Annotated in this window: 12 protein-coding genes; 3 read left to right on the top strand and 9 right to left on the bottom strand. The window is 70.6% G+C overall.

From position 1 onward, the window contains the following. Positions 1-32: 32 nt before the first annotated feature. Positions 33-902, bottom strand: coding sequence for a hypothetical protein (locus VLK66_RS10610; protein WP_325309382.1), 870 nt, complete (start codon positions 900-902; stop codon positions 33-35). 248 nt (positions 903-1,150) lie between these two features. Beyond that, positions 1,151-3,103 (bottom strand): DUF885 domain-containing protein, encoded by a 1,953-nt coding sequence (locus tag VLK66_RS10605; RefSeq protein WP_325309381.1) that lies wholly within the window; start codon positions 3,101-3,103, stop codon positions 1,151-1,153. 385 nt (positions 3,104-3,488) lie between these two features. On the opposite strand from VLK66_RS10605, the gene VLK66_RS10600 reads away from it, so the two are divergent. Both VLK66_RS10600 and VLK66_RS10595 read left to right on the top strand, forming a co-directional pair. Then, entirely contained in the window at positions 3,489-4,592 is a 1,104-nt protein-coding gene (locus tag VLK66_RS10600) for a type I restriction endonuclease (RefSeq protein WP_325309380.1), read from the top strand. A gap of 300 nt (positions 4,593-4,892) precedes the next feature. Continuing rightward, a complete protein-coding gene (locus tag VLK66_RS10595) occupies positions 4,893-5,459 on the top strand; it encodes a hypothetical protein (protein ID WP_325309379.1) in 567 nt (188 codons plus the stop codon). 323 nt (positions 5,460-5,782) lie between these two features. Here VLK66_RS10595 and VLK66_RS10590 read toward each other — a convergent pair whose 3' ends face one another. Next, entirely contained in the window at positions 5,783-7,213 is a 1,431-nt protein-coding gene (locus VLK66_RS10590) for a hypothetical protein (RefSeq protein WP_325309378.1), read from the bottom strand. Between the two features lie 340 nt (positions 7,214-7,553). Here VLK66_RS10590 and VLK66_RS10585 point away from each other — a divergent pair, with 340 nt between their 5' ends. Next, the gene (locus VLK66_RS10585; protein WP_325309377.1) at positions 7,554-7,760 is read left to right on the top strand and encodes a DUF1059 domain-containing protein; all 207 of its coding nucleotides are present in this window, start codon (positions 7,554-7,556) and stop codon (positions 7,758-7,760) included. Positions 7,761-8,119: 359 nt separating this feature from the next. On the opposite strand, the gene VLK66_RS10580 is transcribed toward VLK66_RS10585, so the two are convergent. The 6 genes from VLK66_RS10580 to VLK66_RS10555 all read right to left on the bottom strand — a co-directional run bounded on the left by VLK66_RS10580 (position 8,120) and on the right by VLK66_RS10555 (position 13,145). Continuing rightward, on the bottom strand, positions 8,120-9,082 hold the full coding sequence (locus tag VLK66_RS10580) for a hypothetical protein (protein WP_325309376.1): 963 nt from the start codon (positions 9,080-9,082) through the stop codon (positions 8,120-8,122). 80 nt (positions 9,083-9,162) lie between these two features. Beyond that, positions 9,163-9,612 (bottom strand): gamma-glutamylcyclotransferase family protein, encoded by a 450-nt coding sequence (locus VLK66_RS10575; protein ID WP_325309375.1) that lies wholly within the window; start codon positions 9,610-9,612, stop codon positions 9,163-9,165. Positions 9,613-9,959: 347 nt separating this feature from the next. Beyond that, on the bottom strand, positions 9,960-10,862 hold the full coding sequence (locus tag VLK66_RS10570; protein ID WP_325309374.1) for a surface-adhesin E family protein: 903 nt from the start codon (positions 10,860-10,862) through the stop codon (positions 9,960-9,962). Between the two features lie 262 nt (positions 10,863-11,124). Then, a complete protein-coding gene (locus tag VLK66_RS10565) occupies positions 11,125-11,736 on the bottom strand; it encodes a multicopper oxidase domain-containing protein (RefSeq protein ID WP_325309373.1) in 612 nt (203 codons plus the stop codon). A gap of 204 nt (positions 11,737-11,940) precedes the next feature. Continuing rightward, a complete protein-coding gene (locus VLK66_RS10560; RefSeq protein ID WP_325309372.1) occupies positions 11,941-12,300 on the bottom strand; it encodes a hypothetical protein in 360 nt (119 codons plus the stop codon). Further along, positions 12,297-13,145 (bottom strand): succinate dehydrogenase/fumarate reductase iron-sulfur subunit, encoded by an 849-nt coding sequence (locus VLK66_RS10555; protein WP_325309371.1) that lies wholly within the window; start codon positions 13,143-13,145, stop codon positions 12,297-12,299. Before VLK66_RS10555 ends, VLK66_RS10560 begins: the two co-directional genes overlap by 4 nt. Positions 13,146-13,596: the final 451 nt, after the last annotated feature.

The raw sequence follows: 13,596 nt of genomic DNA, 5'->3' as shown, positions 1-13,596 counted from the left end.
TTTCGCTCCCGCGGACCCTCGACGGACGGCGATCAGCGGGCCGGGCGGAGCACCGACGCCGCGGCGCAGGCGGCCTTCAGCCCGCGGGCGTAGTGGCCGTCCGGGCGCGGCGTCTCCCATGGAAGCCCGTTGTAGGTGTCGGCGTGGCGGACGGCGCCGTGCAGGCGCATGCTGCGCGCGGCCAGGCGCGTGCGCCCCTGCGCGCAGTCGAAGTCCATCTCGTACTCGGCCGAGTCGAACGAGGCCGAGTCCGGCCCCACCGGCCGCACGTACTCGATGCGGAAGCGGCCGTGCAGCACCCCGCCCGCGCGCCGCGCCAGCCTGGCCGTGTCGACCGACGTGCGCGCGAGGCCGGTGTGGCGCACGATGGTGTAGCCCGCCGGCAGCGCGGGGAGCGACAGGTCGCTGGAATCGCGCACCGTCTGGTAGCGGCGGTCCATCTCGTCCAGCTCGCCCGGTCCCATCCAGTCGAGCTCCACGTGCCGCACGGCGCCGTCGAACGAGACGTACATCACCAGCTCCGACAGCCCCGCCTCCCAGTGCGCGTACGTCGCGGTGACGGAGTCCGGCTTTCCGTGCGCCGCCGTGAACGAGTCCACCAGCGCGGCGAAGCGCGGGTCCACCGCCGCGCGCCGCGCCATGTCCGCGACCACGATCCCCACCAGCCGCCCGTCCTGCATCTCCGCCTTCAGCAGCGTGCCGTCGCCGCGATGGAAGTACAGGTCGTGGAACCGGTCCTCGCGTCCGTACGTGAACCCCTGCGCCTCCAGCCGCGCCCGCGCGCTGTCCGCCGGAACGCGCCAGGGAATCCCCGCATACAGCAGCGCAGGCGGCGGCGAGGTGGCCGCGGCGGCGCTCGCGCACACGGCGAGAGACAGCAGGAGCCGGATGGGATTGAACATGGGGAGAAGGGGGCGGAATGGAGATGAAGAGCACGCGGAGAATCGATTGACTTCCGCCCAAGCTACGTTCGCCGTGAATCCTCCACCATCCTTGACCTCACGCGGAGCCGCCGAGACGCGGAGGAGCAGGACGAACACCTCCGCGTCTCCGCGTCTCCGCGTGAGATCCCGCGATGCCGGGGAGACGCAGAAGAACCGGCCGGAGCACGTTCGCGCTCCGGCCGATTTCCATCTTCCGTCCCTTACCGTCAGCGTGTGTTCGCCGTGGCCAGGAAGTACTCGCGGAAGTACGTGGCGGGGATGGTGCCCATCCGCATCAGCCGCTCGTGGAAGTCCTTGGCGGTGTAGGCGCTGCCCTTCGCCTGCCGGTACGCGTCGCGGAGCGACTGGATGGCCGTCTTCCCCAGGTTGTAGGTGATGGCCTGCGTGGGCCACTTGCTGTAACGGTAGATGGCCCGCTGCGCGCCCTCGGCCACCGCCTTCGCCGCCGGGTCGCTCGCCGCCTTCGCGCGCGCGCCGGGGAAGAAGTTCACGTTGGCGTTGAAGTAGTCCACCGCCTGGTCGAAGGTCATGCGCCCGGTGTGAAGCCCCACGTCCACCACGATGCGCACGGCGCGCAGGAGCTGGCCCTGCAGCTCGTACATGTACTCGCCCGGCGTGTAGAAGCCGTACGGACGGTCCGCCGTGGCCTCGCTCATCAGCTCCTCGGCGTACAGCGCCCACCCTTCCGCCGCCATCGAGTCCTCCCACATCGAGCTGCTGTCCTCCACCGCGCCCGGCGTCAGCCAGCGGATGTTGGAGATCTCGTTCGCGTGCTGCGTCATGTACTTGAAGTGCCAGTCGTGCCCCGGGAACCCCTCGTGGATGGCCGTGTCGGCCACGGAGGAGCGGTTGTTCTCGCGCAGCGCGGCCGGATCGTTCCCCGTGGGGGTGAGATAGAACCGCCCCACGCCGGTCTTCTTGAACGGCGGCGCCGAGTAGTACGCCGCGTCGATGGTGCTGCGCAGCACCGGGGGCGTGGGGTACACGTCCAGCCGGTAGTCGGCGGGGATGTCGAAGAGCTGGCGCTCGCGGCCGTACGTGACGGCGCGGCGGCCGGCGTCCACGTACCACTGCAGCAGCTCCTCGTCGCTCCGCGGCGCGTCCTTTCCCAGCGACTCCATCACCGCGCGCACGCTGGCGTTCTTCTCGTCGCGCGTGCCGAACGGCAGCCCCAGGTTGTTCTGCCGGGAGATGGCCTGCGCCACCTCGTAGATGCGGTTCTGGTAGACCTCCACCTGCTGCTGGCCGTAGTCGTACAGCTGCGCCGCCGTGCGCGTCTCGCGCAGGTTGTTGCGCAGCCGCCACTCGTACTCCTGCGTGCCCACGGCGAAGCGGTCGGTGCGGTCGGTTCCGTAGGTCTGCTGCAGGAACTCCGCGAAGCGCGTCCACGCCTGGGCCGCGGCGGCCGACGCCTGCCCGATGCGCGCCAGCATGGCCCCGCCGAAGCCGCGGCTGCCGATGAACTTTTGCGCCTGCTCGCCCAGCGTGGTGCGGAAGTAGTCGGCGTTCGAGCGGCTGCCGGCGATCCCGTCGCGCTCCACCATCCGCCAGTCGGGCAGGTTGCCGCGCTGCTTCCCCGCCAGCAGGTTCGCGCGCGCGGCGTCCAGGTACGCGGGGATGCTGGCGACGCGCTTCGCCACCATCTCCCACTCATCCTCGGTCCCCAGCAGCCCGTTGCCGGCGTCGGTCATCTGCTGGATCTGCCAGTCCACGCCGCGGAAGGGCTCGGCCACGTAGGTGTCCACCGAGCGCTCGTAGTAGCGCTGGTCGCCCACCTGGTGGAGGATGAAGTCCAGCTGCGCGCCCAGCACCTCCCAGTCGATGCGCTCCTCGGCCGTGAGCGTCGACGGGGCGATGGCGTCGCGCGCCGCCTTGATCTCGCGGTAGAAGGCGAGCTCGCGCTGCAGCGCGGCCCGCGTCCAGTCGCGGTAGCGGGTGTTGATGTCGCGCAGCTCGGGCGAGTACGCGTCGCCGCCGAGATACGTCGCGGTAACGGGGTTGAGATCGAGCACCTTCACGAAGTAGCGGTCGCGCAGCCGTCCGAACGCGCTCTGCGCGCCGATGGCCTGCGCCAGCAGGCCGCCGCGGTCCAGCTGCGGAAGGATGCCGAGTGCGAGCGCGGCCTGCGCGCCCTGCCGGAAGAACGAGCGTCGGTCCAAGGGAGCCCCGGGGTGCGGGTCGTACGATGCGCGGCGAATCGGATGCGCCGCGGGTGGATCGGGCAGATCCGGAATCCTGCGGCTCCGCCCGCGCGCGCACAAGTAGCGCGGGTGGGAATGGAGATCAGGATCGGCCATCGGCGGGAGATGAGATCCCCTTTCGTTCCACGATGTTCCCGCTCGCTTCCCAGGCATCGCTGGATCTCACGCGGAGACGCGGAGACGCGGAGGTGCACGCCAAGCGCCTCCGCGTGAGATCTGCCCAGTACGAGAACATCCGTCGTCAGGTCCGTCGAACGGGTGCGAAGAGCGGCCCGAGGCAGTATTCTCTTCATTGTCCCGATCGACGCCCTCCGCTCCACCCTTCCCCATCCCCCGAATCTCCATGGACTTCATCGACATGCTCCAGGCGCTGGCCACGCGCGTCTCCAAGCAGGTGAACATGCTTCTCACCGAGGAAGCGACCAAGAACGCCATCGTGATGCCGTTCATCAACGCGCTGGGCTACAACGTGTTCGACCCGGCCGAGGTCACGCCCGAGCTGAACTGCGACGTCGGCATCAAGAAGGGCGAGAAGGTGGACTACGCGGTGCTGAAGGACGGGCAGGTGGTGATGCTGTTCGAGTGCAAGTCGGTCGGCACCAACCTGGACCGCGTGACGCCCACGCAGCTCTTCCGCTACTTCACCGTCACGCAGGCGCGCGTGGGCGTGCTCACCAACGGCGTCATCTACCGCTTCTTCAGCGACCTGGAGGAGCCGAACAAGATGGACACCAAGCCGTTTTTGGAGTTCAACCTGTTCGACATCCAGGAAGCGGTGGTGAGCGAACTGAAGAAGATGACCAAGCCGCACTTCGACCAGGCGGCCATCGTGGAGACGGCGGGGGAGCTGAAGTACGCGCGCGAGATCAAGCGGGTGATGGCCGAGCAGCTCGCCGCGCCGTCGGACGACTGGGTGCGCTTCTTCATCGGCGCGGTGTATACGGGACGGGTGACGCAGGCGGTGCGCGACCAGTTCAAGCCCATCGTGCAGAAGGCCGTGCGCCAGTTCGTGAACGACCAGATCAGCGACCGCCTGAAGTCCGCGCTGGAGCGCGACCCGGCCGAGGCCGCCGCGCAGGAAGCCGCCGCCCCCGCGCCCGCCGAGGCGCCCGCGAAGGAGGCGGAGGTGGTGACGACGGACGACGAGCGCGAAGCCTACTTCATCGTGAAGGCCATCCTGCGCGAGGAGGTGGACCCGGCTCGCATCACCCCGCGCGACGTGAAGAGCTACTTCGGCATCCTGCTGGACGACAACAACCGCAAGCCGCTCTGCCGCCTGCACTTCAACACCGCGCAGAAGTACGTGGGCTTCTTCGACGCCGGCGACCGGCAGGAGGAGCGTGTGGCCATCGACCGCATCGACGACCTGTACCGCTTCGGCGCGCGGCTGAAGGCTACGCTGCGGCTGTACGAGCCGGCGAAGAAGGAGGAGAAGGCGGAGAAATAGCGTCCCCCGAACACCCGCCGCAGGGTGGCCGGGGTGGGGCAGGGGAGATACATTCGCCCCCTGCCCTGGCTGCTGCGGAGTGACGACGGGACGGGTGCGGTGGACTGGAGCAGCCAGGGCGCCTTCGACGACGAGAGGCCGGCTTCCCGCGCGGGGAGCCGGCCTCTCGTCCGTCGGGGGGTGATGCGGAGCGCGCGGGCGACGTCCGGCTTTCGCCGCGCGGCGCATCGTGCAAGATTGAGCGTGAAATCTCCCGCGCGATTCATCTCATCCGATCCCCCACGCCACCTCCGCGATCCCATGAAGCGCACGCTCCCGCTCGCCGCACTGGCCCTTGCCGCCGTAGCCGCCGCCTGCGCGTCGGGCGGCACCCCGGAGCCGGCCACGACCCGCACGGTCTTCACCAACACGCAGCGCGGCATCGCCATGCCCGAGGGCGGCACCGACATGGCAACGCTGACCGCCACCGGCGTGGCCGCGCAGACCACGATGAGCACCGACTCGACCATGCGCGCGCTGGCGGCGGCGTACACCATCCTGCACGTGCCGCCCACGCTGGTGGACCCGGACGCGCACCGCGTGGGCAACCCGCGCATGGCCGTGCGCTACAACCTGAACGGCGAGCCGCTGAGCCGCTTCGTGAACTGCGGCGAGACCATGACCTCGGTGCGCGCGGACCGCGAGCAGATCTACCTCGCCGTCATCTCCACGGTGCGTCCCAACCCCGGCGGCGGCAACACGGTGGAGACGACGGTGCAGGGCGTGGCGGTGGACCGCACCAGCGGCAACAGCAACGGCATGGTCCCCTGCTCGACCACCGGCACGCTGGAAAGCCGCATCCACCGCACCGCACTCGGCATCCGCTGACCGGTTCGCGCGCGGAAACGCACGCCGCGGAGGAGCAACATCGCTCCTCCGCGGCTTTCGTTTTTGGATCGGGATCCGGCCGCCGACGCGGGCCAGCCCCCCTCACCGGCGGCCGAAGCCGCAGCAACAACCACGGGAAGCCTCGCAAACTGCGCGAGGCTGTTCGTGCGGCGACCGGCTCCGGTTCGCTCCGGAGGATCCCAGGCGAGTGGATGCCGATGCCGCAGTCCCGAAGGGACTTTGTGCTGTTGTTGCCCGGGAATTCCATTCCCGGTGAGCGAGGCTGTGCGGTGCGGCGACCGGCTCCGCTGCGCGGATGCCCCTCAGCTGGCAACGGCGCGGGAGACCAGGTCGGCGAAGCGCGGGTCGGTGCGGATGGGGTCGAGCAGGCGGTCGCCCTCCAGCGTGGTGCGGCGCACCGCCTTGCCCTCGACCGCGCAGGCGAGCGCCTCGAGCGCGCCGGGCGCGTCGTGCGCCTGCGCCAGCGCGCGGGCCAGCGGGTAGCAGACGAAGGCGTTCTCCGGGCGGAGCTGGCGCGCGACGCGGAGCGCGGCGACGGCCGAGGCCCAGCGCTGCGCCTGGATGAAGGCGCCCGCCTGGTCGCTCACCTCGATCATGGCGATGTTCAGCATGCGCGTGGCGGTGTGCGACGCATCGCGGTCGGCCGTGCTGTCCTGCTCCTGCCGCCGCAACTCGGCGATGCGCAGCGACGCCGCCGCGCGCGAAGGCACCGTCGCCGGGTCGCTGCCCAGCACGGCGCGGAGCGAGGGGAGAGCGTCGCGATACTGCTGGTACTGCTGCGCCAGCGCCCGGTGCCGCGCCCGCTCGCGCGCCACCGCCGGGTCGCTCGCCAGCGCGGCCATGCGCGCCTGCACGGCCGCCACGTCGTGCAGCCCCTGGAAGTCGGCCAGGAGCGCGCGGTATTCGCGCAGCGCCTCGCCCTTGCGCCCCGCAGCGTCGGCGGCCTCGGCGCGCGCGAGGCCGGCGCGGAAGAGCGAGTCCACGAAGGCGGTGTCGCGCGGCGCGGCGCCCCCCTGGATGGCCTGCAGCTGCAGCCAGTCCAGCGCCTGCGCGGCCACATCCTCGGGCGGCCACTGGTGCCCGCCCGAGAAGCGCGCCAGCCGGTGCGGGAAGGGCGTGGCGTCCAGCGCCGAGTCGACCGCCGTCACCTCGTCCAGGTTGAAGTCGGTGCTCCCCGTGGTGGCGAAGAAGGCGAACGGGTGCGCGCCGCGCAGGCTGGCCATCCACAGCACCGGCGTCTGCGGGAACCCGGCCCCGGCGCCGATGACGCCGGCCACGTTGGAGTCCAGCGTGCGCGCCACCAGCCACGCGTACCGGGCCATCCCCGAGAACCCGCCGAAGTACAGCCGCCGCGGGTCCAGCGACAGCCGCTGCTGCGCGTCGGCCAGAATGGCGTCGACAGTCACGTCGTTGCGCGCCATGGCGGCGGCGTCGCCGTTGCCGACCTCGTAGCCGCTCATCAGGATCCAGCCCCGGCGCTCGGCGGCGGCGCGGAAGCGCTCGACGGGCACCAGCGCGCGCCCGCCGGGGTCGATCAGCACCAGCAGCGGCCACTGCTCGCCCGAATTCCACCGCGACGGGAGATACAGCGCGTAGTGCCGCGACGTGTCCGACGCGGACTGCACCCGCTCGACCACGGTCCCGCGCGGAAGCGCGTCGTCCTGCGCGCGCGCGGCGCGGGCGCCCGCGAGGGTGGCGATGGAGAGAAGTGCGGCGGCGGACAGGGTCTTCATCGCGGCGGCGCTCGGGTGGGGCAGGGGGATCCACAGGAATGATGATGCGCCCGCGCCCGATCGCCAAGCCTGCCGTGGCGAAGCGCGGATTTCGCCGCGCGAACCGCCGCGGGCGAGGGGCAAGAAGAAGTGCGGAAGTGCGTGAGTGCGGAAGTGCGTTCAGCCTCGGTGTGGAGCCGCCTCTCGCGCGAACAGCCACGCACTCACGCACTTCCGCAAGTTGTGGCGGCTCAAAAGTTTGCTTTCGCGGGGGAGACGAAGCGCGCATCTTCCCCCCTGCCGCCGCCGGGGGAGTGACGACGGGCTGGTGCTGCCGGACCGAGACACCTGGGAGGGTACGATGGGCGACGCGAGGAAGATGGCCGACTGCAGGATGTTCCCCAGCGACAGCGGGTGCACGCTGACGATCTCGGGGAGCGAGGACGAGGTGATGCGCGTGGCCCTGCGCCACGCCGTGGAGGAGCACGGCCACCAGGACACCCCCGAGCTGCGCGACCAGCTCCGCAGCATGCTGGTGGACGAGCGCGCCGCGGCTGTTACGTCCTGAGAAAAGAAGTGCGGGAGTGCGTGAGTGCGGAAGTGCGTTCGGCTCGGGTGTGAGCCGCCCTTCTCGCCCTCCGGACCACCGCGTGAGGGATGCGCGCCCGGAGGGCCGGGAACCCGGCGGGGCGGCCGCGGGGATGTGGGAGATGCGAGACGGGGCCGCGGACGCGGCGAATCCGCCGGGGGCCCGGCGCCGTTGGCAACGGTAGTATCGTTGCCTACGGCGTGCGCAGCCCGTTTTGGCGCCTCGGCGCCAAACACGCCCAAACCCGATTCGTCGTTGTTCTTACGATGTCCGACATGAAGAAGCGCCGGCCCCGAAGCTCGGGACCGGCGCTTTCCGTCACACAGCCGACGACTCGCTCAGTGGTCCTGGTACGGGCGGCCGGACTGGATCAGGCGCTGGCGGGCCGTGTTGCCGGGCACCGCGATGTGCGTGGCCGGGTCGTACTCCTTGCCCACCGCCGGGCTTCCCTGCGGCACCCAGATCTGCACCAGCGTGTTGGTGTAGCTGTACGGCAGGTAGCGGATGTAGTAGCCGTCCGGGTGCAGGCTCCAGCGCCCCGACGGAACCGCGCGGCTCCCCTCGCCCATGGGCGCCATTCCGGCCAGCACCGCCACGCGCTCCAGCTGCTGGTACGAGGTGCCGGGCTGGGTGACCAGCTGGCGCAGCTGCGCCTCGGCCTGGAACACCTGCCGGAGCAGCGGCGGCATGCGGTTGGTGGCCGCGTCCAGCGCCGGGCCGGGAACCAGGTCCAGCGCGGTGCGGTTCAGCGCGGCCAGCTGGCGCGGCGTGAGCAGCTGCGAGGCCGTCTGCTTGAGGTTGGTGTCCAGGTCCTCGAACTTGCTGCGCGCGATGATGGCCCACAGCAGCACCTGCACGTCGTGCTGCGGGATGTTGGGGCGGTTCACCGAGTTGCGCACGATGGTCATCACCGCGTCCTCGGCCGGGCCCTTGGGCGGCGCGTAGAGGTAGCCGTCGCCGCCGCCGGGGCCGTGCGTGCCCGCGTGCAGGCAGTAGCTCTGGTCGTGGAACTCGTAGTACCCCGGCTGCAGCACGAACCCGCCGTTGGGGGTGCGCTGCAGCTGCATCAGCGAGCGCTTGGACTCGCGCGGGGTGAAGTTGTCGAGCGAGTCCACCGCCCAGCGCGCGTCGGGCAGGCTGGTGGTGATGGGCGCGTCACCGCGCAGCACGGCGTCGAGGTTGGCGCGGCCGGCAAGGCGGCCCGCGGCGCGGCCCAGGCCGCCGATCTGCGCGTCGGCGGGCACGGCCAGCGCGGCCAGAAGCGCGCCCGCGCCCAGCACGGCAAAGCTTCGTCGGGTCATCAGGTTGGACATCGGGGGTTTTCCTCGCGGTGGAGGGGACAGCGGTGGGACCATCGGCGAACCGCCGATGGAGTAAGAAGTTATCCGGGTTCCGCCGGGTGCGCCAGTCCGGTCGCGCCCCGTCCGTTCCCCGCTTCGCCCGCCGCCGAACCCGAGCGCGGCCAGTCTCCGTGGCGGATCCACGGCAGCCCCTCCGCGCTCGCGGCGTACAGATACGCGTGCGCCCGCAGCGGAGTTTCGCCCGGCATCTCGACGTCGACGGGAGAGAGCCGGAAGTCGCTCCCCTCGTACGCGTCGAGCGCGGCCATCACCTCGCCCGCGGAGCCGGCGTCGAGCTCGAACAGGTCGCCGCGCACCACGTCGCCCGCGTCGGCGCTGGCCACGGCGCCCGCGTACCACGAGATGGCGTAGAGCCGCGCGCGGATCGTTCCCGCGCCCAGGTAGCGCGAGCGGGCGTGGAGAAGGCGCGCCATCTCGTTCTCCTCGCCCTGCCGCAGCGAGCCGTAGACGAAGAGCCTCCTGATCTCCATGACCAGCCTCGCGGTTGAACCAATCGATCAATCGCGTACGGACGTCATCCTGAGGCCGGCCACGACGTAATCCGTTTCACACAGGCGCTTGCAGGCCGAAGGATCTATCGCCGGTCCAGCACGTGAGCTTCCGATTCCACGCCGCAGCCGTCTTCCGGATCGCGCATCATCGCCATCGTCATACGGAATTCGGGGATCCATCGTGCAACCCGGCGGCGCACGTGCGACCTCGCCGATAGATCCTTCGGCCTGCAACCGCTTGGTGCGGAGCCAACGACGGCGTGGCCGGCCTCAGGATGACGTCCCTTCGTGCGTTCGGAATGCACAGGTGATCGCCAGATCCGGCGTCAGTCCCGCCGCCCCGACGCGGCGGAGCAGATCGCCTGGATCACCTGCTCGCCCATCGTCTCGGGGACGGTCGGCTCCCAGCGCGCCTGCGGCGGGGTGAGCGACTTCACCACGCGGGTGCCGTCGTACTCCACCAGCTGCAGCGTCATCATCCGCCCGCCGCTGCAGTCGATGCGCTGGTGCTCGATGGTGTAGGAGTACCGGCTGCCGTCGTCGTTCTCGGCATACTCGGCGTGGTCCCACCGCGTCCACACGTCCAGCGTGCCGTCGGAAAGGCGCGACGCGGTGGCGGGATCGAAAGCCACGCCCATCTCCGTGCCCACGGCCAGCGCCTCCCACCGCGAGTTCAGGATCCGCGCGGCGTACCACGCATCGGCGTCGTCGCTCCCGACCTCGTCGCCCTCGCTCTCCGACGCCGCGAGCATCTCCCCCACCTTCGCCCGCGCCTCGGCGCTGAAGTAGAACTCCACCAGCCGGCCGCCCTCGCGCGCCAGGAACAGCTGGTCGCCCGAGGGGAAGCTCCAGTACGTCAGGCGCGCGCTGGCGCTGTCGGGCTCGCCCAGCGCCTCGCGCAGCTGCTGCGCGCGCGCGTCGAACGCCCCGCGGATCTCCGACGCCTGCAGGTGCGCGGCGAAGGTCATCGCCTCCAGTCCGCCGCCGTCGTCGAAGCCCGCGTACAGCGAGTCGCCGCGCGCGTTGGCGAACGCCCGCGCCGAGGCGCCGCGCGAGCCCGCGGGCGCGAACCCCATCCCCTGCAGCACCGACGCGGTGCGCGCGTACGGCTCGCCCCAGGCGATGCCGGGAAAGGTGAGCCGCTGCTCCGTCTCCGGCTTCTGCGCGTGCAGCGCGCCGGCGGTAGAGAGCACGAGGGCGAGGAGGAGCGAACAGAGCTTGAACTTCACGGGATCATCGGGAGATGGAGATGGACGGATGGAGGCGCGTCCCCGGGGTGCCGAGGGAGGAAGTCGCGGCCGGTGCTCGAATGGAGACGCGCGAACATGCGGGGCGTGGCAAGATGTTGGATGGCAAAAGATTACAAAACCTGGCGAATCGCGCCAGTCCCCGGCGTGCCGGCTCCTTGTCCCGCCGGGGGATGGAGATGGACGACGAAGCGCCCGGCGTGCGTGGCCGGGCGCTTCTCCATCTCCCGCCGGCTGATGCCGGTCAGTGCAGCGCGCCGCGCTTGTAGATGAGCATCGGGCCGATGAGCCCCGCGTCGCCGCCCGTCTCCTGCCCGGTGCGCGAGTGGTAGAGCCAGAGCACCGAGCCGTGGTCGTCCGCCCCCGGCCCCACCTGCGACGGCACGGGCCAGTTGTAGACGCGCGTCTCGCCCGGCGCCACCGGCGCGTCGTCGCCGTCCACGCCCAGCCCCGCCGCGTCCGACGAAGGCGTGGCGGAGAGCGCCGCGTCCATCTCCGCGTGGTGCAGCACCGCGTCGGGGTGCACGTTGGCGGGGAAGCCCACGCGGTTGCGGAACACCACGCGGATGGTGTCGCCCACGTCGGCGCGGATCAGCGGGCCCAGGAAGGCCAGGTGCTTCCACTCCACCGGCCGCGGCTTCACGCGGGTGAACGAGGCGTCGGTGTACTCCTGGTACACGGCCGTGCGGTACCCGGCCTGCGCCGCGCCCCCCGCCGGCGCGTACGACACCTCGTCGGCGGCGATGTAGTAGGTGCGCACCTGTCCCGCTGCCGGGCGCATGTACTTGTAGGCGCCGAGGCCGCCGGTAACCGCGAGCACCGGCACCGCGAGCGCGAGGACGACGGGAATGCGCATGGGACCTCCTGGGCACTGCTGGCGGGGGCTGCGTGCGGGCCGCGAGCATGCGGTCCCGCGAGAGGGGAAATCAATCTAACCCGTTGCGATGAAAAGCGGGAGGTGCTTTCACCTCCGCGGATCGAACCCGCGGTGTTTCCCCCCGGAACGACGCGGGGACCGCGCCTCGCGCGGTCCCCGGTCCGGGACGATCGGGATCGCCCGCTACTCGTCCATCCCGTGGCGGGCCCAGCCCTCCACGTAGCGGAGCACGGTGTGGTTCTCGATGGAGGTGAACCAGCGGTCGTGGATCTCGCGCCCCTCCACCGTCTTCACCAGCCACTCGCGGAACTTCTGCGGGCCCTCCAGGTCGGTCCAGTAGGCCTCGTTCACGAAGCGGGGGCGGCCCCGCACCTCGTGCGGCATCAGGTAGCTGCCGGTGAAGCCGTCCAGCAGCTTCCAGCTGCGGCGCTCGCTGCAGCCGAACTGGCGCGCGGCCACGTCCAGCTTGGCGTCGAGCCACTCGATGAAGCTCTGCTCGTCCACCCCGCGCTTCACGTCGAACAGGTGCACCACTCGGATCATCCGTTCCTCCTCCCGAACACCAGTTGAACGAGCTTCTTCACCGGGTCGTAGTGCCGGTCCACCACCCGCTCCTTGAGCGGGATGATCGCGTTGTCGGTGATGCGGATCCCCTCGGGGCAGACGTCGGTGCAGCACTTGGTGATGTTGCAGTAGCCGATGCCGCCCTGGTCCTTGAGATAGCGCGTGCGCTCGGCCGTGTCGAGCGGGTGCATCTCGTACACCGCCGCGCGGGTCAGGAACGCCGGGCCCATGAAGCGGTCGTGCTTGCCGTGCGAGCGCAGCACGTGGCACACGTCCTGGCACAGGAAGCACTCGATGCACTTGCGGAACTCCTGCGGCCGGTCCACCTCGTGCTGCTGCATCCGCCAGGTGCCGTCGGGCGCGTCGGGCGGGCGCGGCTGGAACGGGGGGATGGTCTTGTGCACCTCGTAGTTCCACGACACGTCGGTCACCAGGTCGCGGATCACCGGGAACGCCTTCATGGGCGTGAGGGTGACGGGCGCGTCGTCGGGAAGCTGGTTCAGCCGCGTCATGCACATCAGCCGCGGCTTGCCGTTGATCTCGGCGCTGCACGAGCCGCACTTCCCCGCCTTGCAGTTCCAGCGCACGGCCAGGTCGCCGGCCGACTCGGCCTGGATGCGGTGCACGGCGTCGAGCACCACCATCCCCTCCACCACCTCGGTCTCGTACTCCTGGAAGCCGCCGCCCTGCGCGTCGCCGCGCCAGATGCGGAAGCGCCGCGTGCGCCGCGACGCCTTCGCGTCCTGCGCCGTCTGCTCTGCCGCGAACGAGTCGCCGTGCGCCAGCGCCGGTGCGGGAATGGCGTTCGTGCCGGTGGTGCTCATCCCACCTCCGTGATCGTTTGTCCGAACTCCGCCCTCTCCAGATTCCATCGAACCCGAGACGTCATCCTGAGGCCGGCCACGCGGTAACCTCCGTCTGCGCCAGAGCTCGCAGGCCGAAGGATCCATAACCCGTCCCGCACGTCAGTCGCGGAGCTGCGCCTGCCTTTTCCCGCGTCCGAACCTGATACCAGATTCGGGGATCGATCGTGGAATCCGGCAGAGCGCGTGCGACCTCGCTCATAGATCCTTCGGCCTGCAACCGCTCGTGCGGGGCAACTACGGTGTGGCCGGCCTGAATAGAAAGTTCGCGGCCTGGCCCCCACCGGCGACTGAAGTCGCAGCAACAACTACGGGAAGCCTCGCAAACTGCGCGAGGCTGATCCGCTCATTCTGTGGCATCAGCGCTCACGACCAATCTCCTTTCATCCGCCGTGGTCGCGCGCAGCGCGGT

It is taken from the genome of Longimicrobium sp. (assembly GCF_035474595.1).
Taxonomy (GTDB): Bacteria; Gemmatimonadota; Gemmatimonadetes; order Longimicrobiales; family Longimicrobiaceae; genus Longimicrobium.
Note: the sequence above shows the minus strand (reverse complement) of the source record. Positions and strands in the feature narration are given on the sequence as shown.